Genomic DNA, 15,100 nt, shown 5'->3' with positions numbered 1-15,100 from the left:
GCCCCCACATCGGTGCGGCTGTTTTTTTCGCGGGCATGGCCCGCTCCTACGACGGATCGGCTGAACGAGTCCGGGGTCTGTTGCCATTTCGCACCGCGTGCCCTGGCTCGTGTCCGCAGCGCTGAACGCCTGCGCCGGTGCGAGCCTGCAGCACCTGGCCCGCTTTCGTAGGAGCAGGCCACGCCTGCGAACAGGGCCCCCACATCGGTGCGGCTGTTTTTTTCGCGGGCATGGCCCGCTCCTGCGACGGATCGGCTGAACGAGTCGATGACCGCCCCATGGCAATGCGAAGCACATCGAATCATGGCAATAGTCCCTTGACGTTGATCGGCTCCGCCTCGGCCTGCGCGGCTCCCTTGGGTTTGCCGGCGATCGCCAGGCCGGCGACGCGGTAGAAGTTGTAGTCCGGGTTCTTGCCGGGACCGGCGATCAGCAGGTCTTCCTTCTCGTACACCAGGTCTTGGCGTTTGTACTCGCCCATCTCGAAATCCGGCGTGAGCTGGATCGCTGTGGTCGGGCAGGCCTCCTCGCACAGCCCGCAGAAGATGCAGCGCGAGAAGTTGATGCGGAAGAACTCCGGATACCAGCGGCCATCCTCGGTCTCGGCCTTCTGCAGGGAGATGCAGGCCACCGGGCAGGCCACCGCGCAGAGGTTGCAGGCCACGCAGCGCTCCTCGCCGTCGGGATCGCGGGTCAGGACGATGCGGCCGCGGTAGCGCGGCGGCAGGTAGACGGGCTCTTCGGGATATTGCAGCGTGTCGCGCTTGCGAAAGGCATGGCCGAAGACCATCACCAGGCTGCGCAACTGGGTGTAGGTGCCGTGCAGCACGTCGCCGATGTACTTGAACATGTCGTGTCCTCCTTACTGCGTGGCCAGCACGAGCGTGCCGGTCAGCAGCAGGTTGAGCAGGGTCAGCGGCAGGCAGAACTTCCAGCTGAAGGCCATCACCTGGTCGTAGCGCGGCCGCGGAATCGAGGCGCGCAAGAGGATGAAGAGCATGATGAAGAAGCCGGTCTTGAGCGCGAACCAGACGAACGACAGCCATGGCAGGGCATCGAGGAAGGGGCCGTGCCAGCCGCCGAAGAACAGCGTGGTCAGCAGCGCCGAGACCAGCACGATGCCGATGTACTCGCCGACGAAGAACATCCCCCACTTCATGCCTGCGTATTCGATGTGGTAGCCGTCGGCGAGCTCCTGCTCGGCCTCGGGCTGGTCGAACGGATGGCGGTGGGTCACCGCGACGCCGGCGATGAAGAAGGTGGCGAAGCCGAGGAACTGCGGGATGATGAACCACAGGTGCTGCTGCTGGTACTCGACGATGTCGCGCATGTTGAACGAGCCGACCTGGGCCACGATGCCCATCAGCGACAGGCCCAGGAATACCTCGTAGGACACCGTCTGCGCCGAGGCGCGCAGGCTGCCGAGCAGGGCGAACTTGTTGTTGCTCGCCCAGCCGGCGAACAGCACCGCGTAGACCGTCAGCCCGGCCATGGCGAAGAAGAACAGCAGGCCGATGTTCAGGTCCGCCACGCCCCAGGTCGGGGTCACCGGCACCACGGCGAAGGCGATCAGCAGCGAGCTCATCGCCACCACCGGCGCCAGGGTGAAGATCGGCTTGTCGACGAACGGCGGCGTCCAGTCCTCCTTGAAGAACATCTTCAGCATGTCCGCGGCGAGCTGGAACATGCCGAAGGGGCCGACCCGGTTGGGGCCGTAGCGGTCCTGCCAGAGGCCCAGCAGGCGGCGCTCGACGAAGCTGAGCAGCGCACCGGCGACCACCACCACCAGCAGGATGACGATGGCCTTGAGGACCTGGACGATCACGTCGATCAGTTCGGGTGTCAGCCAGCTCATTGCGCAGCCTCCTTCAGGGCGGTGACCGTGGCACCGGCGAACACCGCCGGGATGCCCGGCAGCCCGGCCGGCAGACCGACCAGGCCGACGGCCAGTTCGTCGAGGATGCGCAGCGGCAGGCGCAGCGTGTCGCCGTCGAGCTCGAGGCTGAGCAGGGCGCCTTCGTCGACCGCCAGGCGCTCGGCTTCGGCCCTGTTCAGTGCCACGTAGGGCGTCGGCATGCGGGCCTGGATCGGCTCGGCGAGCGCCGAGGTCTCTTCGCTGCCGAACAGGTGATACAGCGGCACGGCCTGCCACTGGCCCTTCTGCGGGGCGAAGGCGGCGTTGACGGCGAACCAGTCGAGCGAGCGCCCGCTCGGCGCGAGCAGGCGCACGCCGGGATCGCCGGCGCGCAGGTGGCCGCCGACTTCGTCCTGGAACTTGTTCCAGGCCTGCGGTGAGTTCCAGCCCGGCGACCAGGCGAAGGGAATCTGCTGACGGTTTTCCGCGCTGCCGGCGTAGCCTTCCATGGAGTAGGCGAAGGCCGAGTCGTTGTCCTGCGGCTGGCGCGGTTCGCTGACGGCGATGTTCGCCCGCATGGCCGTGCGACCGCTGTAGCGGTGCGGCTCGCGGGCGAGCTTCAGGCCCTTGATGCGGAAGTCCGCCTTCGGCGCGGCGTCGCGGATGCCGGCCAGGCGCGGGAAGCTCGCGGCGCAGGCTTCGGTGACCGGGTCGAGCCGGGTCCAGTCGACGGCGCGCTTCTGGCAGGTCGCGTGCAGGGCGTGCAGCCAGCGCCAGCCCTCGCGAATCAGGATCTGGCCGTCGTAGTAGCTCGGCTCGAAGACCTGGAAGAAGCGCTGCGCGCGGCCTTCCTGGCTGACCAGGGTGCCATCGCCTTCGGCGAAGCTGGCCGTCGGCAGGACCAGGTCGGCCCTGGCCGCGGTAGCGGTCTGCTGATGATCGGCGACGATCAGCACCTCGGTGGCATCCAGTGCGGCATCGACGCGGCGGCGTTCGGCGCGCCGATAGAGATCGTTCTCCAGCACCACCAGCGCGGTGGCCTCGTTGGAGACGAGGGCTCGCAGGGCGGCATCGACCGAGCGGTCGACCCGTTCGTCGGCGAGCATCAGCGCCAGGCCCAGGCTGTTGGCTTCCGCCACCACCAGGCTGAGCGAGCCGTTCTTCTCGCGGTTCTTCAGCGCCCGGGCGATATTGCCGGCCGCCTCGATGACGGCCCGGGAACCGAGCGACGTGCCGGAAACCACCAGCGGACGCCGGGCCGCCAGCAGCGCATCGGCGATACGCCGGGCCAGTTGCGCCGCGTCGGCGTCCAGGCCGGGCACCGCCGGGGCGCTCGGGTCGATCGCATGGGCGACGGCGAAGCCCAGGCGGGCGAGGTCCGCGGGCGCGGCCTGCACGCTTTCGCTGGCGACGTCGTCGAGCCGGGTTTCGGCGAGGCTGGCGATGAACAGCGGGTTCAGCGCCTGCTGGGCGACGTTCTGCACCGCCGCCTGGTGCCATTCGGGAATCTTTGCCTGGGCGGCGATCTCGGCGGCCTTGCCCTTGACCGCCTGGCGCAGGGCGAGGGCGATCCGCGCGGCGGTCTGGGTCAGGTCCTCGCCGAGGACGAAGATCGCGTCGTGGCTTTCGATGTCGCGTATCGACGGCGTCGGCAGCGGGCCGTGTTCGAGCAGTTCGCGGATCAACTGCAGGTTTTCCAGCTCGCTGGCGGCGATACCGGCGTAGAAGTGTTCCGCGCCCACCAGTTCGCGCAGGGCGTAGTTGCTCTCCAGGCTGGCGCGCGGCGAGCCGATGCCGATCGTCCGCTGGCCGGCCAGCAGCTCGGCGGCCTTGTCCAGCGCGGCGTCGACGCCCAGCACGAGCTGCTTCTTCACCAGCAGCGGCTGGCGCGGGCGGTCCTTGCGGTTGACGTAGCCGTAGCCGAACCGGCCGCGGTCGCAGAGGAAGTAGTGGTTCACCTCGCCGTTGAAGCGGTTCTCGATCCGGCGGATCTCACCATAGCGCTCGCCCGGGCTGGTGTTGCAGCCGCTGGCGCAGCCGTGGCAGATGCTCGGGGCGAACTGCATGTCCCACTTGCGGGTGTAGCGCTGCGAATGGGTCTTGTCGGTGAATACGCCGGTGGGGCAGACCTCGGTGAGGTTGCCGGAGAACTCGCTTTCCAGCACACCGTCCTCGACGCGGCCGAAATAGACGTTGTCATGGGCGCCGAACACGCCGAGGTCGGTGCCGCCGGCGTAGTCCTTGTAGTAGCGCACGCAGCGGTAGCAGGCGATGCAGCGGTTCATCTCGTGGGCGATGAACGGGCCGAGCTCCTGGTTCTGGTGGGTGCGTTTGGTGAAGCGGTAGCGCCGGCGATTGTGGCCGGTCATCACCGTCATGTCCTGCAGGTGGCAGTGGCCGCCTTCCTCGCACACCGGGCAGTCGTGCGGGTGGTTGATCATCAGCCACTCGACCACGCTGGCGCGGAAGGCCTTGGCCTCCTCGTCGTCGATGGCGATCCAGGACTTGTCGGTGGCCGGGGTCATGCAGGACATGACCAGGCGCCCGCGGGTGTCGTTCTCGTCGCTGTACTGCTTGACCGCGCACTGGCGGCAGGCGCCGACGCTGCCCAGCGCCGGATGCCAGCAGAAGTAGGGGATATCGAGTCCGAGGGACAGGCAGGCCTGCAGCAGGTTGTCCGCCCCGTCGACCTCGTAGGCTTTGCCGTCTACGTGGATAGTGGCCATTTCTAGTGTCTTCTCACCCGCCTGCGCGGGTCTGGCTAATAGGAAAACGTTTCGCTCGAGGCTGAAGGCTCGAGGCCGGACGGGGTTCGAGTGGTTTTTTCGCCCAGCGACCAGCCTTCAGCATCTTTCAATTGTTCAAGCCGGCTGTCCGGCGGGGAGAGCCGCTTGGCTGACTCCCGCCTCGAACTCATGTCGGAAATACTTGATCGCACTGCCCAGCGGCTCCACGGCCCCCGGCGCATGGGCGCAGAAAGTGCGGCCGGGGCCGAGGAAGTCGACCAGTTGCAGCAGCGTGGCGAGGTCCTGCTCCGTCCCCTGGCCGCGCTCGAGCGCGCGCAGGATCTTCACGCTCCACGGCAGGCCGTCGCGGCACGGCGTGCACCAGCCGCAGGACTCGCGGGCGAAGAATTCCTCCATGTTGCGCAGCAGCGAGACCATGTTGATGGTGTGGTCGACGGCCAGCGCCAGGCCGGTGCCCATCCGCGTGCCGACCTTGCCGATGCCGCCGGCGTACATCTGCGCCTCGAGGTGCTCGGGCAACAGGAAGCCGGTGCCGGCGCCACCGGGCTGCCAGCACTTGAGGATGTAGCCATCCTTCATGCCGCCGGCGTAATCCTCGAACAGCTCGCCGGCGCTGATGCCGAACGGCAGTTCCCAGATGCCGGGGTTCTTCACCTTGCCGGAGAAGCCCATCAGCTTGCTGCCGTGGTCTTCGCTGCCGGGGCGCGCCAGCGACTTGTACCAGTCCACGCCGTTGCCGATGATCGCCGGCACGTTGCACAGGGTCTCGACGTTGTTGACGCAGGTCGGCTTGCCCCAGACGCCGACGGCGGCGGGGAACGGCGGCTTGGCCCGCGGATTGGCGCGGCGGCCTTCCAGGGAGTTGATCAGCGCGGTTTCCTCGCCGCAGATGTAGCGCCCCGCCCCGGTATGCACGAACAGCTCGAAGTCGAAGCCGCTGCCCAGGATGTTGCTGCCCAGCAGGCCCGCGGCTTTCGCTTCGTCGATGGCGCGGTTGAGGATGCGCGCCGCATCGACGTATTCGCCGCGCAGGAAGATGTAGCCGCGATAGGCCTTGAGCGCGCGGGCGCTGATCAGCATGCCCTCGATCAAGAGGTGCGGCAGCTGCTCCATCAGCAACCGGTCCTTCCAGGTGTTGGGCTCCATCTCGTCCGCATTGCACAGCAGGTAGCGGATGTTCAGCGCCTCGTTGGTAGGCATCAGCCCCCATTTCACGCCGGTGGGGAAGCCGGCGCCGCCGCGGCCCTTGAGGCCGGATTCCTTGACCCTCTGCACGATGTCGGCCTGGTCCATCTCGGCCAGGGCCTTGCGCGCGGCGGCGTAGCCGTTCTTCTGCCGGTATTCGTCGAGCCAGACCGGCTCGCCGTCGTCGCGCAGGCGCCAGGTCAGCGGATGGGTTTCCTCGCTGCGGGCGATGCGGTTGGCCGGGCCGACGGAGGCCAGTTGCTTCGTGACGCTCATGGATAGGCCTCCAGTAGCGCGGCGACGCCATCGGCATGCACGTCGCCGAAGGTGTCGTCGTCGATCATCAGCGCCGGTGCCTTGTCGCAGTTGCCCAGGCAACACACCGGGATCAGGGTGAAGCGGCCGTCGGTGGTGGTCTGCCCGGGGGCGATGCCCAGTTGCCGCTCGATGGCGCCGAGCACCGATTCGTGCCCGCCGATGAAGCAGGTCATGCTGTCGCAGACGCGGATGACGTGGCGGCCCACAGGCTGGCGGAATATCTGGCTGTAGAAGGTGGCCACGCCCTCGATATCGCTGGCGGGGATGCCGAGGATCGCGCCGATGGCCTCGGCGGCACCGTCCGGCACCCAGCCGCGGGCCTTCTGCACGATCTTCAGCGCTTCGATGCTGGCCGCGCGCGGGTCTTCGTAATGGTGCGTCTCGTGCTCGATGGCCGAGCGCTCGGCGTCGCTGAGGACGAAACGGTCTGTCTGGATAAGCGTGTTCATGTCAGCGGTCCACGTCGGCCATGACGAAATCGATGCTGCCCAGATAGGCGATCAGGTCCGCGACCATGCTGCCGCGGATCACCGAGGGGATCTGCTGCAGGTGCGGGAAGCTGGGCGTGCGGATGCGCGTGCGGTAGCTCATGGTGCTGCCGTCGCTGGTCAGGTAGTAGCTGTTGATGCCCTTGGTCGCCTCGATCATCTGGAAACTTTCGTTAGCCGGCATCACCGGGCCCCAGGACACCTGCAGGAAGTGCGTGATCATGGTCTCGATGTGCTGGAGCGTGCGTTCCTTCGGCGGCGGCGTGGTCAACGGGTGATCGGCCTTGTAGGGACCTTCGGGCATATGTTCGAGACACTGCTCGATGATCCGCAGGCTTTCGCGCATCTCGCCCATCTTGACCATGCAGCGGTCGTAGGCGTCGCCGTTCACGGCCAGCGGCACTTCGAACTCGAAGTGCTGGTAGCCCGAATAGGGGCGCGCCTTGCGGATGTCGAAGTCACAGCCCGTGGCGCGCAGGCCGGCGCCCGTGGTGCCCCATTCCAGGGCTTCCTTGGTGGTGTAGGCGGCCACGCCCTTGGTGCGGCCGATGAGGATGCTGTTCTTCAGCGCGGCCTTCTCGTATTCGGCCAGGCGCTTGGGCATCCAGTCGAGGAATTCGCGCACCAGGCGGTCCCAGCCGCGCGGCAGGTCGTGGGCGACGCCGCCGATGCGGTACCAGGCCGGGTGCATGCGAAAGCCGGTGATGGCCTCGATCACCTTGTAGGCGCGCTGGCGGTCGGTGAACGTGAAGAACACCGGCGTCATGGCGCCGACGTCCTGGATGTAGGTGCCGAGGTAGAGCAGGTGGTTCTGGATGCGGAAGAACTCGGCCATCATCACGCGGATGAACTCGACGCGCGACGGCACGGTGATCCCGGCCAGCTTCTCCACCGCCAGCACGTAGGGCAGGTTGTTCATCACCCCGCCCAGGTAGTCGATGCGGTCGGTGTAGGGGATGTAGCTGTGCCAGCTCTGGCGCTCGCCCATCTTCTCGGCGCCGCGATGGTGGTAACCGATCTCCGGCACGCAGTCGACGATCTCCTCGCCATCGAGCTGCAGGATGATACGGAACGCACCATGGGCCGAAGGGTGGTTGGGGCCGAGGTTGAGGAACATGTAGTCCTCGTGCTCGCTGCCGCGCTTCATCCCCCAGTCCTCGGGCTTGAAGCGCAGGGCTTCCTGCTCCAGGTCCTGCTTGGCGGCGGTCAGGCTGAACGGATCGAACTCGGTGGCGCGCGCCGGGTAGTCCTTGCGCAGCGGGTGGCCTTCCCAGGTCGGCGGCATCAGCACGCGGGTCAGCAGCGGGTGGCCGGCAAAGGTGATGCCGTACATGTCCCAGACTTCGCGCTCGTACCAGTTGGCATTCGGCCAGATACCGGTGGCGGTCGGTACGTTCAGGTCCCCCTCGGAGAGCGCCACCTTGATCATCACGTCGCTGTTCCGCTCCAGCGACATCAGGTGGTAGAAGACGCTGAAGTCGGCCGGCGGCAGGCCCTGGCGGTGGGTGCGCAGGCGTTCGTCGACCCCGTGCAGGTCATAGAGCATCACGTAGGGCTTGCTCACCTGGCGCAGGAAGGTCAGCACCTCGATGAGCCGTTCGCGCGGCACCCAGAGGACCGGCATGCCGGTGCGGGTCGGCTGCAGGGTGAAGGTTTCGGCGCCGAAGCGCGCATTCAGTTCGACGACGATGTGCTGGTCGTCAGCCTGGTAAGGCGGGATGTACAGAGCGCTGTCTGCAGTCATGGTCTCGATCGCTTTCGGTCAACGTCGGGGCGTGAGAGGGCGTTCCTGTCAGGAAAACGCAGGGCTCACACGTCGTCGGGGCTGCGCAGGTTGGTGACCTGGATACGCTGTTCGCGCCGCTGTTCCTTCTGCGACGGCATCTCGGCACGGTAGATGCCTTGATCGCCGACGACCCAGGACAGCGGCCTGCGCTCCTTGCCGATGGAGTCCTGCAGCAGTTGCAATCCCTGCAGGAACGCCTCGGGGCGGGGCGGGCAGCCCGGTATGTACACGTCCACGGGGAGGAATTTGTCGACCCCCTGAACGACCGAGTAGATGTCGTACATACCACCGGAGTTGGCGCACGAGCCCATCGAGATGACCCACTTGGGCTCGAGCATTTGTTCGTAGAGACGCTGGATGATCGGCGCCATCTTGATGAAGCAGGTGCCGGCGATGACCATGAAATCGGCCTGGCGCGGGGAGGCCCGGATCACCTCGGCGCCGAAGCGGGCGATGTCGTGCGGCGCGGTGAAGGCGGTCGTCATCTCCACGTAGCAGCAGGACAGGCCGAAGTTATACGGCCACAGGGAATTCTTGCGTCCCCAGTTGACCGCATTGCTCAGCACATCCTCCAGCTTGCCCATGAAGATGTTGCGATGAACCTGTCCTTCTAGCGGGTCGGCAACAGTCTCCTGCTGGCCGATCGGATAGCGGTCGTTGGCCGCCTCCGGATCGATCCGGGTAAGTTTGTATTGCATGGGAAAAGCCTCATTGTTTTAGCTTCGCCTGTCGTTCGCGACGGCTCGTGGGCGCCCAATCGAGCGCCCCGACCCGCCAGAGGTAGACAAGACCCGCCAACAGAATTGCTATGAATACGGTAGCTTCAATGAGGCCCGCCCAGCCGCTTTCGCGCACCGAGACGGCCCAGGCAAAGAGATATAGGGCTTCGACGTCGAAGATCACGAAGAGCATCGCGACCAGATAGAATTTTGCCGAGAAACGCAGCCGGGCGCCGCCGGTGGGGACGATGCCGGATTCGAAGGGCTCGTTCTTGCTGCGTCCCCATGCCTTGCTGCCGAGCAGGCTGGATACGCCGAGCATGAAGGCACAAAGGCCCAGAACGCCAAGCAGAAAAATAGCGAAGCCCCAATGATGGGCCGTGGAAACATCAGGCATGCCGGGCCCCTTAACGGAACGGCGTTGGAATGTCCAGCCTGTGGCTGGGGCGATTTGTCGCCCTGTCGATGGGCAGGCATTCTATGCTTCTAAAAATAGTAAATATATGTTTCTGCATGAAACTTATTGAATCAATTCGTCCGTTTTATTGATTGACTCTATCGCCTCCCATGGCAGGAGCGGGCGATGATCTGGCGTCAAATCAATCGCGGCGCAGGTTGCAGCCCATGAGCGCAGCGGACGGGGTGGTGTGTCCGTTCGCGCATTTCTTGGTTGTGTTCACGGTGGATGCTGTAGTGCGGATCGCCGGTGCAGGGCAAGCGCCATGCGCCGATCATGTTCACCACCGACCTCTCGCTGCGCTTCGACCCGGCCTACGAGAAGATCGCGCGTCGCTTCCTGGAGAACCCGAAGGAATTCGAGCGGGCCTTCGCCAAGGCTTGGTTCAAGCTGACCCACCGTGACCTCGGCCCGCGCACGCGCTACCTCGGCGCCGACGTGCCCAAGGAAGATCTGATCTGGCAGGACCCGATCCCGGCGCTCGACCACAAGCTGATCGACGCCAAGGAGACCGAGGCGCTCAAGGGCAAGGTCCTCGCCTCGGGCCTCACCACCGGCGAACTCGTGCGCAGCGCCTGGGCCTCGGCCGCTTCGTTCCGCGGTTCCGACATGCGTGGCGGCGCCAACGGCGCGCGCGTCCGTCTCGCCCCGCAGAAGGACTGGGATGCCAACGACCCGGCCGAACTGGCGAAAGTGCTGGGCAAGCTGGAAAGCATCCAGAAGGACTTCAACGCCGGCCTGAAGGGCGGCAAGAAGGTTTCGCTCGCCGACGTGATCGTGCTGGCCGGCTCTGACGCCGTCGAATCCGCCGCCAGGAAGGGCGGCTACGACGTCAAGGTACCGTTCATACCGGGCCGCATGGACGCCATGCGGGACCAGACCGACGTCAATTCCTTCGCCGTGCTGGAGCCCAGGGCCGACGCCTTCCGCAACTACTACAGCAAGGACGCCCGTCTCTCGCCGGCCGAAGCGCTGGTCGACAAGGCCAACCTGTTGACGCTCACCGCACCGGAAATGACCGTGCTCGTCGGCGGCCTGCGTGCACTCGAGGCCAACACCGGCGGCACCAGGCACGGCGTGCTCACCAGCCGTCCGGGTACGCTGTCGAACGACTTCTTCGTCAACCTCGTCGACATGTCGACCGCCTGGTCGAAATCCTCGACCGACGGGTTGTACGAAGGCCGCGACCGCAAGACTGGCGAAATCAAGTGGACCGCGACCCCGGTCGACCTGGTGTTCGGCTCCAACTCGGAGCTGCGGGCGCTCTCCGAGTTCTATGCCGCCAGCGACGCCAAGGCGAAGTTCATCGACGACTTCGTCAAGGCATGGACCAAGGCCATGAATCTGGATCGCTTCGACATCTGATCGAGCGGACGCGAGGCTGGCCCATGCAGCGCCCCGGTCGNGGGGCGTTTTGCGTTGATTTCTCCGCAGGTCGCTGCCGTGCTTCGCCGCTCAGGCGCTCCGGCTCAGGGCCTGCATGGCAGCTTGCGCAGCGACTTCGCCGATCACCAGGATCGCCGGACTCTTTAGCTGGAAAGCCAGGGCATCGCGGCACATGCCGGCCAGGCTTGAGCGGCATTCGCGCTGCTGCGGCAACGAGGCGTTCTCGATCATCGCCACTGGCGTCGAGGCGGCGAGGCCGCCTTCGAGCAGGCCCGCCTGCACCTGTTCCAGCCTGCTGACGCCCATGTAGACCACCAACGTGGTGCCGCTCTGCGCCAGGGCCTGCCATTCGGGGCTGCTGTCGTCCAGGGTGTGCGCAGTCACCAGGGTCACGCCGCGGGCGATGCCGCGCTGGGTCAGGGATATTCCGCATTGGGTGGCGCCGGCCAGCCCGGCGGTGATGCCATTGACCAGTTCGACCTCGATGCCGCGCGCGCCGAGCCATTCGGCTTCCTCGCCGCCACGGCCGAAGATGCAGGGGTCGCCACCCTTGAGGCGCACCACGCACTTGCCTTGCCGGGCGTAACGCAGCATCAGCCGGTGGATGAAGGCCTGCGGCGTGGAGCGGCAGCCGCCGCGCTTGCCCACCGCAATCACCCGGGCATCCGGGCAGTGTTCGAGTACGGCAGGGTTGACCAGATCGTCGATCATGACGATATCGGCTTCGCCCAGTGCGCGTACCGCCTTGAGGGTCAGCAACTCGGGATCGCCGGGGCCGGCACCTACCAGCCAGACTTTTGCGCTCATATGTGCTTCCTCATCGTTGTGTCATGCCCGGTGCGCGTAGCGCATCCTGTGGGGCTGCGTTTTCGTGGGTACGCTCCGCGCACCGCTTGGCGGATCGTAGGGCGGGTGAAACCCGCCGGTATGGAGCTGCCATGTGCCACGAACGGCGGGTTGCAACCCGCCCTACGTTCGCTCAGGCATCTAGGCACTCGCTGGCAAGGCTGCCTGTGCCAATAACCGTTTGATTTCCGGTACGCACGAGCCGCAGCTGGTGCCGCAGCCCAGTTCCTGCTTGAGCCCGGCGAGGTCGAGGCCACGCTCGATGCCGGCGCGGACCGTGCTCTGGCTGACGTTCATGCAGTTGCACAGCGTGCGTTCGGTGCTCACCGCGGCGCCGCCCGGCGGCGCGCTGAGCGGGGCCAGCAGCCAGCGGCGCAGCTCGGCATCGGCCGTGCCGCTTTCCCAGAGGCACCTGAGCCACTGGCGCGCGGCGGTCTCGCCGGCCAGACGCAGAGCGACGATCCGCCCGTTCTCGATGCGCACCCGCTTGCCGACCGCGCGGCGTGGGTCGTCGTAGGCCAGCACCGGCCCTGCCTCGAGGCCGAGCAGGCGATCGAGGGTTTCCAATTCCGCGGCGGTAGGCGCCTCGTGGCTGGCGGCACGGATCAGCAGCGCCGGCCGCTCGCGTCCGCCAAGGCTGAAGCTGGCGTAGGCGAACCGCTCGAACAGCGGCCGCAGCGCCTCGAAGCGTTCCTGTACCGAGCCTTCCACCAGGGCGAAGAACTGCCAGGGCAGCTCGACCGCTTCCACCTCGATGCCGGCATGCTTGAGTTCGGGCTGTTTCGACAGCGGATCGACGCTGGCCAGGGTCAGTACGTTGCTGCCCAGGCCCTTGAGGAAACGGTCGCCCCAGTGCATCGGCAGGAAGGCCTGGCCGGTGCGCAGGCTGTCGTCCTTCTGTACCGGCAGGATCAGGCTGCCGCGGCGGCTCCTCACCTTCACCAACTGGCCATCGAGCAGGCGCCGTCGGCGCATGTCGTCGCCACTCATGCCGAGCAGCGCTTCCTCGACGTGGCCGAACAGCCGGGCAGCGGTGCCGGTGCGGCTCATGCCGTGCCACTGGTCGCGCAGGCGGCCGGTGTTGAGGGTCAGCGGGAAACGCGCCTCGCGCTTTTCCTTGGGCGCCTGGTACTGCTCGGCGACGAAGCGCGCACGGCCGCTTTCGGTGGGGAAGAGGCCGTCGGCATACAGGCGGGGCGTGCCCTGTTCGCTGCCCGGCGGGAATGGCCATTGCTGCGGACCGCGCTCGTCGATCAACGCATAGCTCAGGCCGCTGTAGTCGAGGTCGCGGCCGGTGGTGAGCGGTTTGTACTCCTCGAACAGCGTTTCGGCATTCTCGAAGGCGAACAGGCTCGGCTGTTCCGGGCGCAGGCGGCGCTCCAGGCGCCGAGCGAAATCGCAGGTGATCGCCCAGTCGGCGCGGGCCTCGCCCGGTGCAGGTACGGCGCGGCGCACGTGGCTGATGCGGCGCTCGGAGTTGGTCACCGTGCCTTCCTTCTCGCCCCAGCTGGCGGCTGGCAGCAGGAGATCGGCGTGGCGGCAGGTTTCGGTGGTGAAGAAGGCTTCCTGCACCACCACGAAGGGACAGGCGGCCAGGGCCTGGTGAACCTTCTGCTGGTCCGGCAGCGATTGCGCCGGGTTGGTGCAGGCGATCCACAGCGCCTTGATGCGCCCGTCGCGTACCGCCTCGAACAGCTCGATGGCGGAAAGTCCAGACTGTTTGGGCAACTGCTCTACGCCCCAGTAGTCAGCGACTTCGGCGCGGTGTTCGGCATTGGTTGCGTCGCGATGACCCGGCAGCAGATTGGACAGGCTGCCGGTTTCACGGCCGCCCATGGCGTTCGGCTGGCCGGTGAGCGAGAAAGGCCCGGCGCCCGGCTTGCCGATCTGTCCGGTGGCCAGGTGCAGGTTGATCAGTGCGCTGTTCTTCGCGCTGCCGGCTGTGGACTGGTTGAGGCCCATGCACCAGAGACTGAGGAAAGTCGGTGCGCTACCGATCAGCCGCGCGCAGCTCTGCAGGTCGTCGACGCTGATGCCGCAAAGCTCGGCGACCATGGCCGGGCTATAGTCGCGCACCAGGCTTTTCAGCGCATCGAAGCCTTCGGTATGGGTGTCGATGAAGCGGCGGTCGATCCAGCCTTCCCACATCAGGATATGCAGCAGGCCGTGGAACAGCGCGACATCGGTGCCCGGCAGGATCGGCAGGTGCAGGTCGGCCAGCTCGCTGGTGTCGGTGCGCCGCGGGTCGACGACGATGATGGTCATGTCCGGCCGCTTCGCCTTGGCTTCCTCCAGACGACGGAACAGCACCGGATGCGCGTAGGCCATGTTGCTCCCGGCGATCAGCAGGCAGTCGCTCTGCTCGATGTCCTCGTAGGAGCAGGGCGGGGCGTCGGCGCCGAGGCTGCGCTTGTAGCCGACCACCGCCGAGGACATGCACAGCCGGGAGTTGGAATCCAGGTTATTGGTGCCGACCAGCGCGCGGGCCAGCTTGTTGAAGGCGTAGTAATCCTCGGTCAGCAACTGCCCGGAGACATAGAAGGCGACGCTGTCGGGGCCGTGTTCGCGGATGGTTTCGGCGAACACATTGGCGGCATGCTCCAGCGCGCTGTCCCAGTCGGTGCGGCTGCGGGCCAGGCCCTTGCCCAGGCGCAGCTCGGGGTAGAGCGCGCGGGCATCGAGGTCGCCGGTCAGGTGCAGGGTCGAGCCCTTGCTGCAGAGTTTGCCGAAGTTGGCCGGATGGCTGGGATCGCCGGCCACGTCGAGGATGCGCTCGCCGTCGTGCTCGATCAGCACGCCACAGCCGACGCCGCAGTAGCAGCAGGTCGAGGCGGTTGTCATACGCATGGCGTGGTCTCCAGGAAAGTATCGTCGGGTTAGGACTGTAGGGTGGGCTTCAGCCTTCAGCCCACCGGTTATCCGGCTTTCGCCACGAGTGACTCGGTGGGCTGAAGCCCACCCTACGGGCAGGTCCTATGCCGCACATTCCTTGCGCGCATTCAGCGCCAGCAGCACGCGGCCGGCCTCGATGCGCGCCTCGTGGCGATGGGCGCAGCCGACGTCGGGGGCCAGCGCTTCGCCGCTTTGCAGGTCGATCTGCCAGTTGTGCAGCGGGCAGGCGACCTGCTTGCCGTAGATGATCCCCTGCGACAGTGGGCCGCCCTTGTGCGGGCAGCGGTCGTCGAGGGCGAAGACCTGATCGTCCGAGGTGCGGAAGATGGCGATGTCGCCCTTGGGGCCGGCAACGATGCGCGAGCCGAGCGGGTTGATCTCATCCAGTGCGCAGATGTCGAGCCAGTTCATGCTGTTTCTC

Annotated in this window: 11 protein-coding genes and 1 pseudogene; 1 reads left to right on the top strand and 11 read right to left on the bottom strand. The window is 66.5% G+C overall.

The annotated features are described in order from the left end of the window. Window positions 1–301: 301 nt before the first annotated feature. The 8 genes from nuoI to IN820_RS02110 form a co-directional block, all read right to left on the bottom strand. Window positions 302–850 (bottom strand): NADH-quinone oxidoreductase subunit NuoI, encoded by a 549-nt coding sequence (nuoI, locus tag IN820_RS02145; protein ID WP_193679400.1) that lies wholly within the window; start codon window positions 848–850, stop codon window positions 302–304. A 12-nt stretch (window positions 851–862) separates the two neighbouring features. Next, window positions 863–1,855 carry an NADH-quinone oxidoreductase subunit NuoH gene (nuoH, locus tag IN820_RS02140; protein WP_193679399.1) on the bottom strand — a complete coding sequence of 331 codons (993 nt, stop codon included), beginning with the start codon at window positions 1,853–1,855 and terminating at the stop codon, window positions 863–865. Continuing rightward, a complete protein-coding gene (nuoG, locus tag IN820_RS02135) occupies window positions 1,852–4,581 on the bottom strand; it encodes an NADH-quinone oxidoreductase subunit NuoG (protein ID WP_193679398.1) in 2,730 nt (909 codons plus the stop codon). Before nuoG ends, nuoH begins: the two co-directional genes overlap by 4 nt. Before the next feature lie 135 nt (window positions 4,582–4,716). Further along, complete coding sequence (nuoF, locus tag IN820_RS02130; protein ID WP_193679397.1) at window positions 4,717–6,063, bottom strand: NADH-quinone oxidoreductase subunit NuoF; 1,347 nt, start codon at window positions 6,061–6,063, stop codon at window positions 4,717–4,719. After that, window positions 6,060–6,554 carry an NADH-quinone oxidoreductase subunit NuoE gene (gene nuoE / locus IN820_RS02125; RefSeq protein WP_193679396.1) on the bottom strand — a complete coding sequence of 165 codons (495 nt, stop codon included), beginning with the start codon at window positions 6,552–6,554 and terminating at the stop codon, window positions 6,060–6,062. The genes nuoF and nuoE overlap by 4 nt, the downstream gene beginning before the upstream one ends. Window position 6,555: 1 nt before the next feature. Further along, the gene (nuoC, locus tag IN820_RS02120; RefSeq protein ID WP_193679395.1) at window positions 6,556–8,337 is read right to left on the bottom strand and encodes an NADH-quinone oxidoreductase subunit C/D; all 1,782 of its coding nucleotides are present in this window, start codon (window positions 8,335–8,337) and stop codon (window positions 6,556–6,558) included. Window positions 8,338–8,402: 65 nt separating this feature from the next. Continuing rightward, on the bottom strand, window positions 8,403–9,077 hold the full coding sequence (locus tag IN820_RS02115; RefSeq protein ID WP_193679394.1) for a NuoB/complex I 20 kDa subunit family protein: 675 nt from the start codon (window positions 9,075–9,077) through the stop codon (window positions 8,403–8,405). 10 nt (window positions 9,078–9,087) lie between these two features. After that, on the bottom strand, window positions 9,088–9,495 hold the full coding sequence (locus tag IN820_RS02110; RefSeq protein WP_193679393.1) for an NADH-quinone oxidoreductase subunit A: 408 nt from the start codon (window positions 9,493–9,495) through the stop codon (window positions 9,088–9,090). 318 nt (window positions 9,496–9,813) lie between these two features. Here IN820_RS02110 and IN820_RS02105 point away from each other — a divergent pair. Continuing rightward, window positions 9,814–10,920: pseudogene (locus IN820_RS02105) on the top strand (peroxidase family protein); the annotation flags it as partial. A 90-nt stretch (window positions 10,921–11,010) separates the two neighbouring features. Here IN820_RS02105 and cobA read toward each other — a convergent pair. From cobA to nirD, 3 genes are all read right to left on the bottom strand, one after another. Then, window positions 11,011–11,748, bottom strand: coding sequence for a uroporphyrinogen-III C-methyltransferase (gene cobA, locus IN820_RS02100; protein ID WP_193679392.1), 738 nt, complete (start codon window positions 11,746–11,748; stop codon window positions 11,011–11,013). Window positions 11,749–11,928: 180 nt separating this feature from the next. Then, the gene (locus IN820_RS02095) at window positions 11,929–14,634 is read right to left on the bottom strand and encodes a nitrate reductase (protein WP_193679391.1); all 2,706 of its coding nucleotides are present in this window, start codon (window positions 14,632–14,634) and stop codon (window positions 11,929–11,931) included. Window positions 14,635–14,760: 126 nt separating this feature from the next. Continuing rightward, window positions 14,761–15,090 (bottom strand): nitrite reductase small subunit NirD, encoded by a 330-nt coding sequence (gene nirD / locus IN820_RS02090; protein ID WP_193679390.1) that lies wholly within the window; start codon window positions 15,088–15,090, stop codon window positions 14,761–14,763. Window positions 15,091–15,100: the final 10 nt, after the last annotated feature.

It is taken from the genome of Pseudomonas lopnurensis, assembly GCF_015070855.1.
Taxonomy (GTDB): domain Bacteria; phylum Pseudomonadota; class Gammaproteobacteria; order Pseudomonadales; family Pseudomonadaceae; genus Stutzerimonas; species Stutzerimonas lopnurensis.
The sequence above is the reverse complement of the archived record's forward strand: the minus strand, read 5'-3'. Positions and strand labels throughout refer to the sequence as shown.

Bases quoted from the DNA above. Each gene is read 5' to 3' on its own strand.
- nuoI (WP_193679400.1), bottom strand. From the start codon at position 850: ATGTTCAAGTACATCGGCGACGTGCTGCACGGCACCTACACCCAGTTG.
- nuoH (WP_193679399.1), bottom strand. From the start codon at position 1,855: ATGAGCTGGCTGACACCCGAACTGATCGACGTGATCGTCCAGGTCCTC.
- nuoG (WP_193679398.1), bottom strand. From the start codon at position 4,581: ATGGCCACTATCCACGTAGACGGCAAAGCCTACGAGGTCGACGGGGCG.
- nuoF (WP_193679397.1), bottom strand. From the start codon at position 6,063: ATGAGCGTCACGAAGCAACTGGCCTCCGTCGGCCCGGCCAACCGCATC.
- nuoE (WP_193679396.1), bottom strand. From the start codon at position 6,554: ATGAACACGCTTATCCAGACAGACCGTTTCGTCCTCAGCGACGCCGAG.
- nuoC (WP_193679395.1), bottom strand. From the start codon at position 8,337: ATGACTGCAGACAGCGCTCTGTACATCCCGCCTTACCAGGCTGACGAC.
- IN820_RS02115 (WP_193679394.1), bottom strand. From the start codon at position 9,077: ATGCAATACAAACTTACCCGGATCGATCCGGAGGCGGCCAACGACCGC.
- IN820_RS02110 (WP_193679393.1), bottom strand. From the start codon at position 9,495: ATGCCTGATGTTTCCACGGCCCATCATTGGGGCTTCGCTATTTTTCTG.
- cobA (WP_193679392.1), bottom strand. From the start codon at position 11,748: ATGAGCGCAAAAGTCTGGCTGGTAGGTGCCGGCCCCGGCGATCCCGAG.
- IN820_RS02095 (WP_193679391.1), bottom strand. From the start codon at position 14,634: ATGCGTATGACAACCGCCTCGACCTGCTGCTACTGCGGCGTCGGCTGT.
- nirD (WP_193679390.1), bottom strand. From the start codon at position 15,090: ATGAACTGGCTCGACATCTGCGCACTGGATGAGATCAACCCGCTCGGC.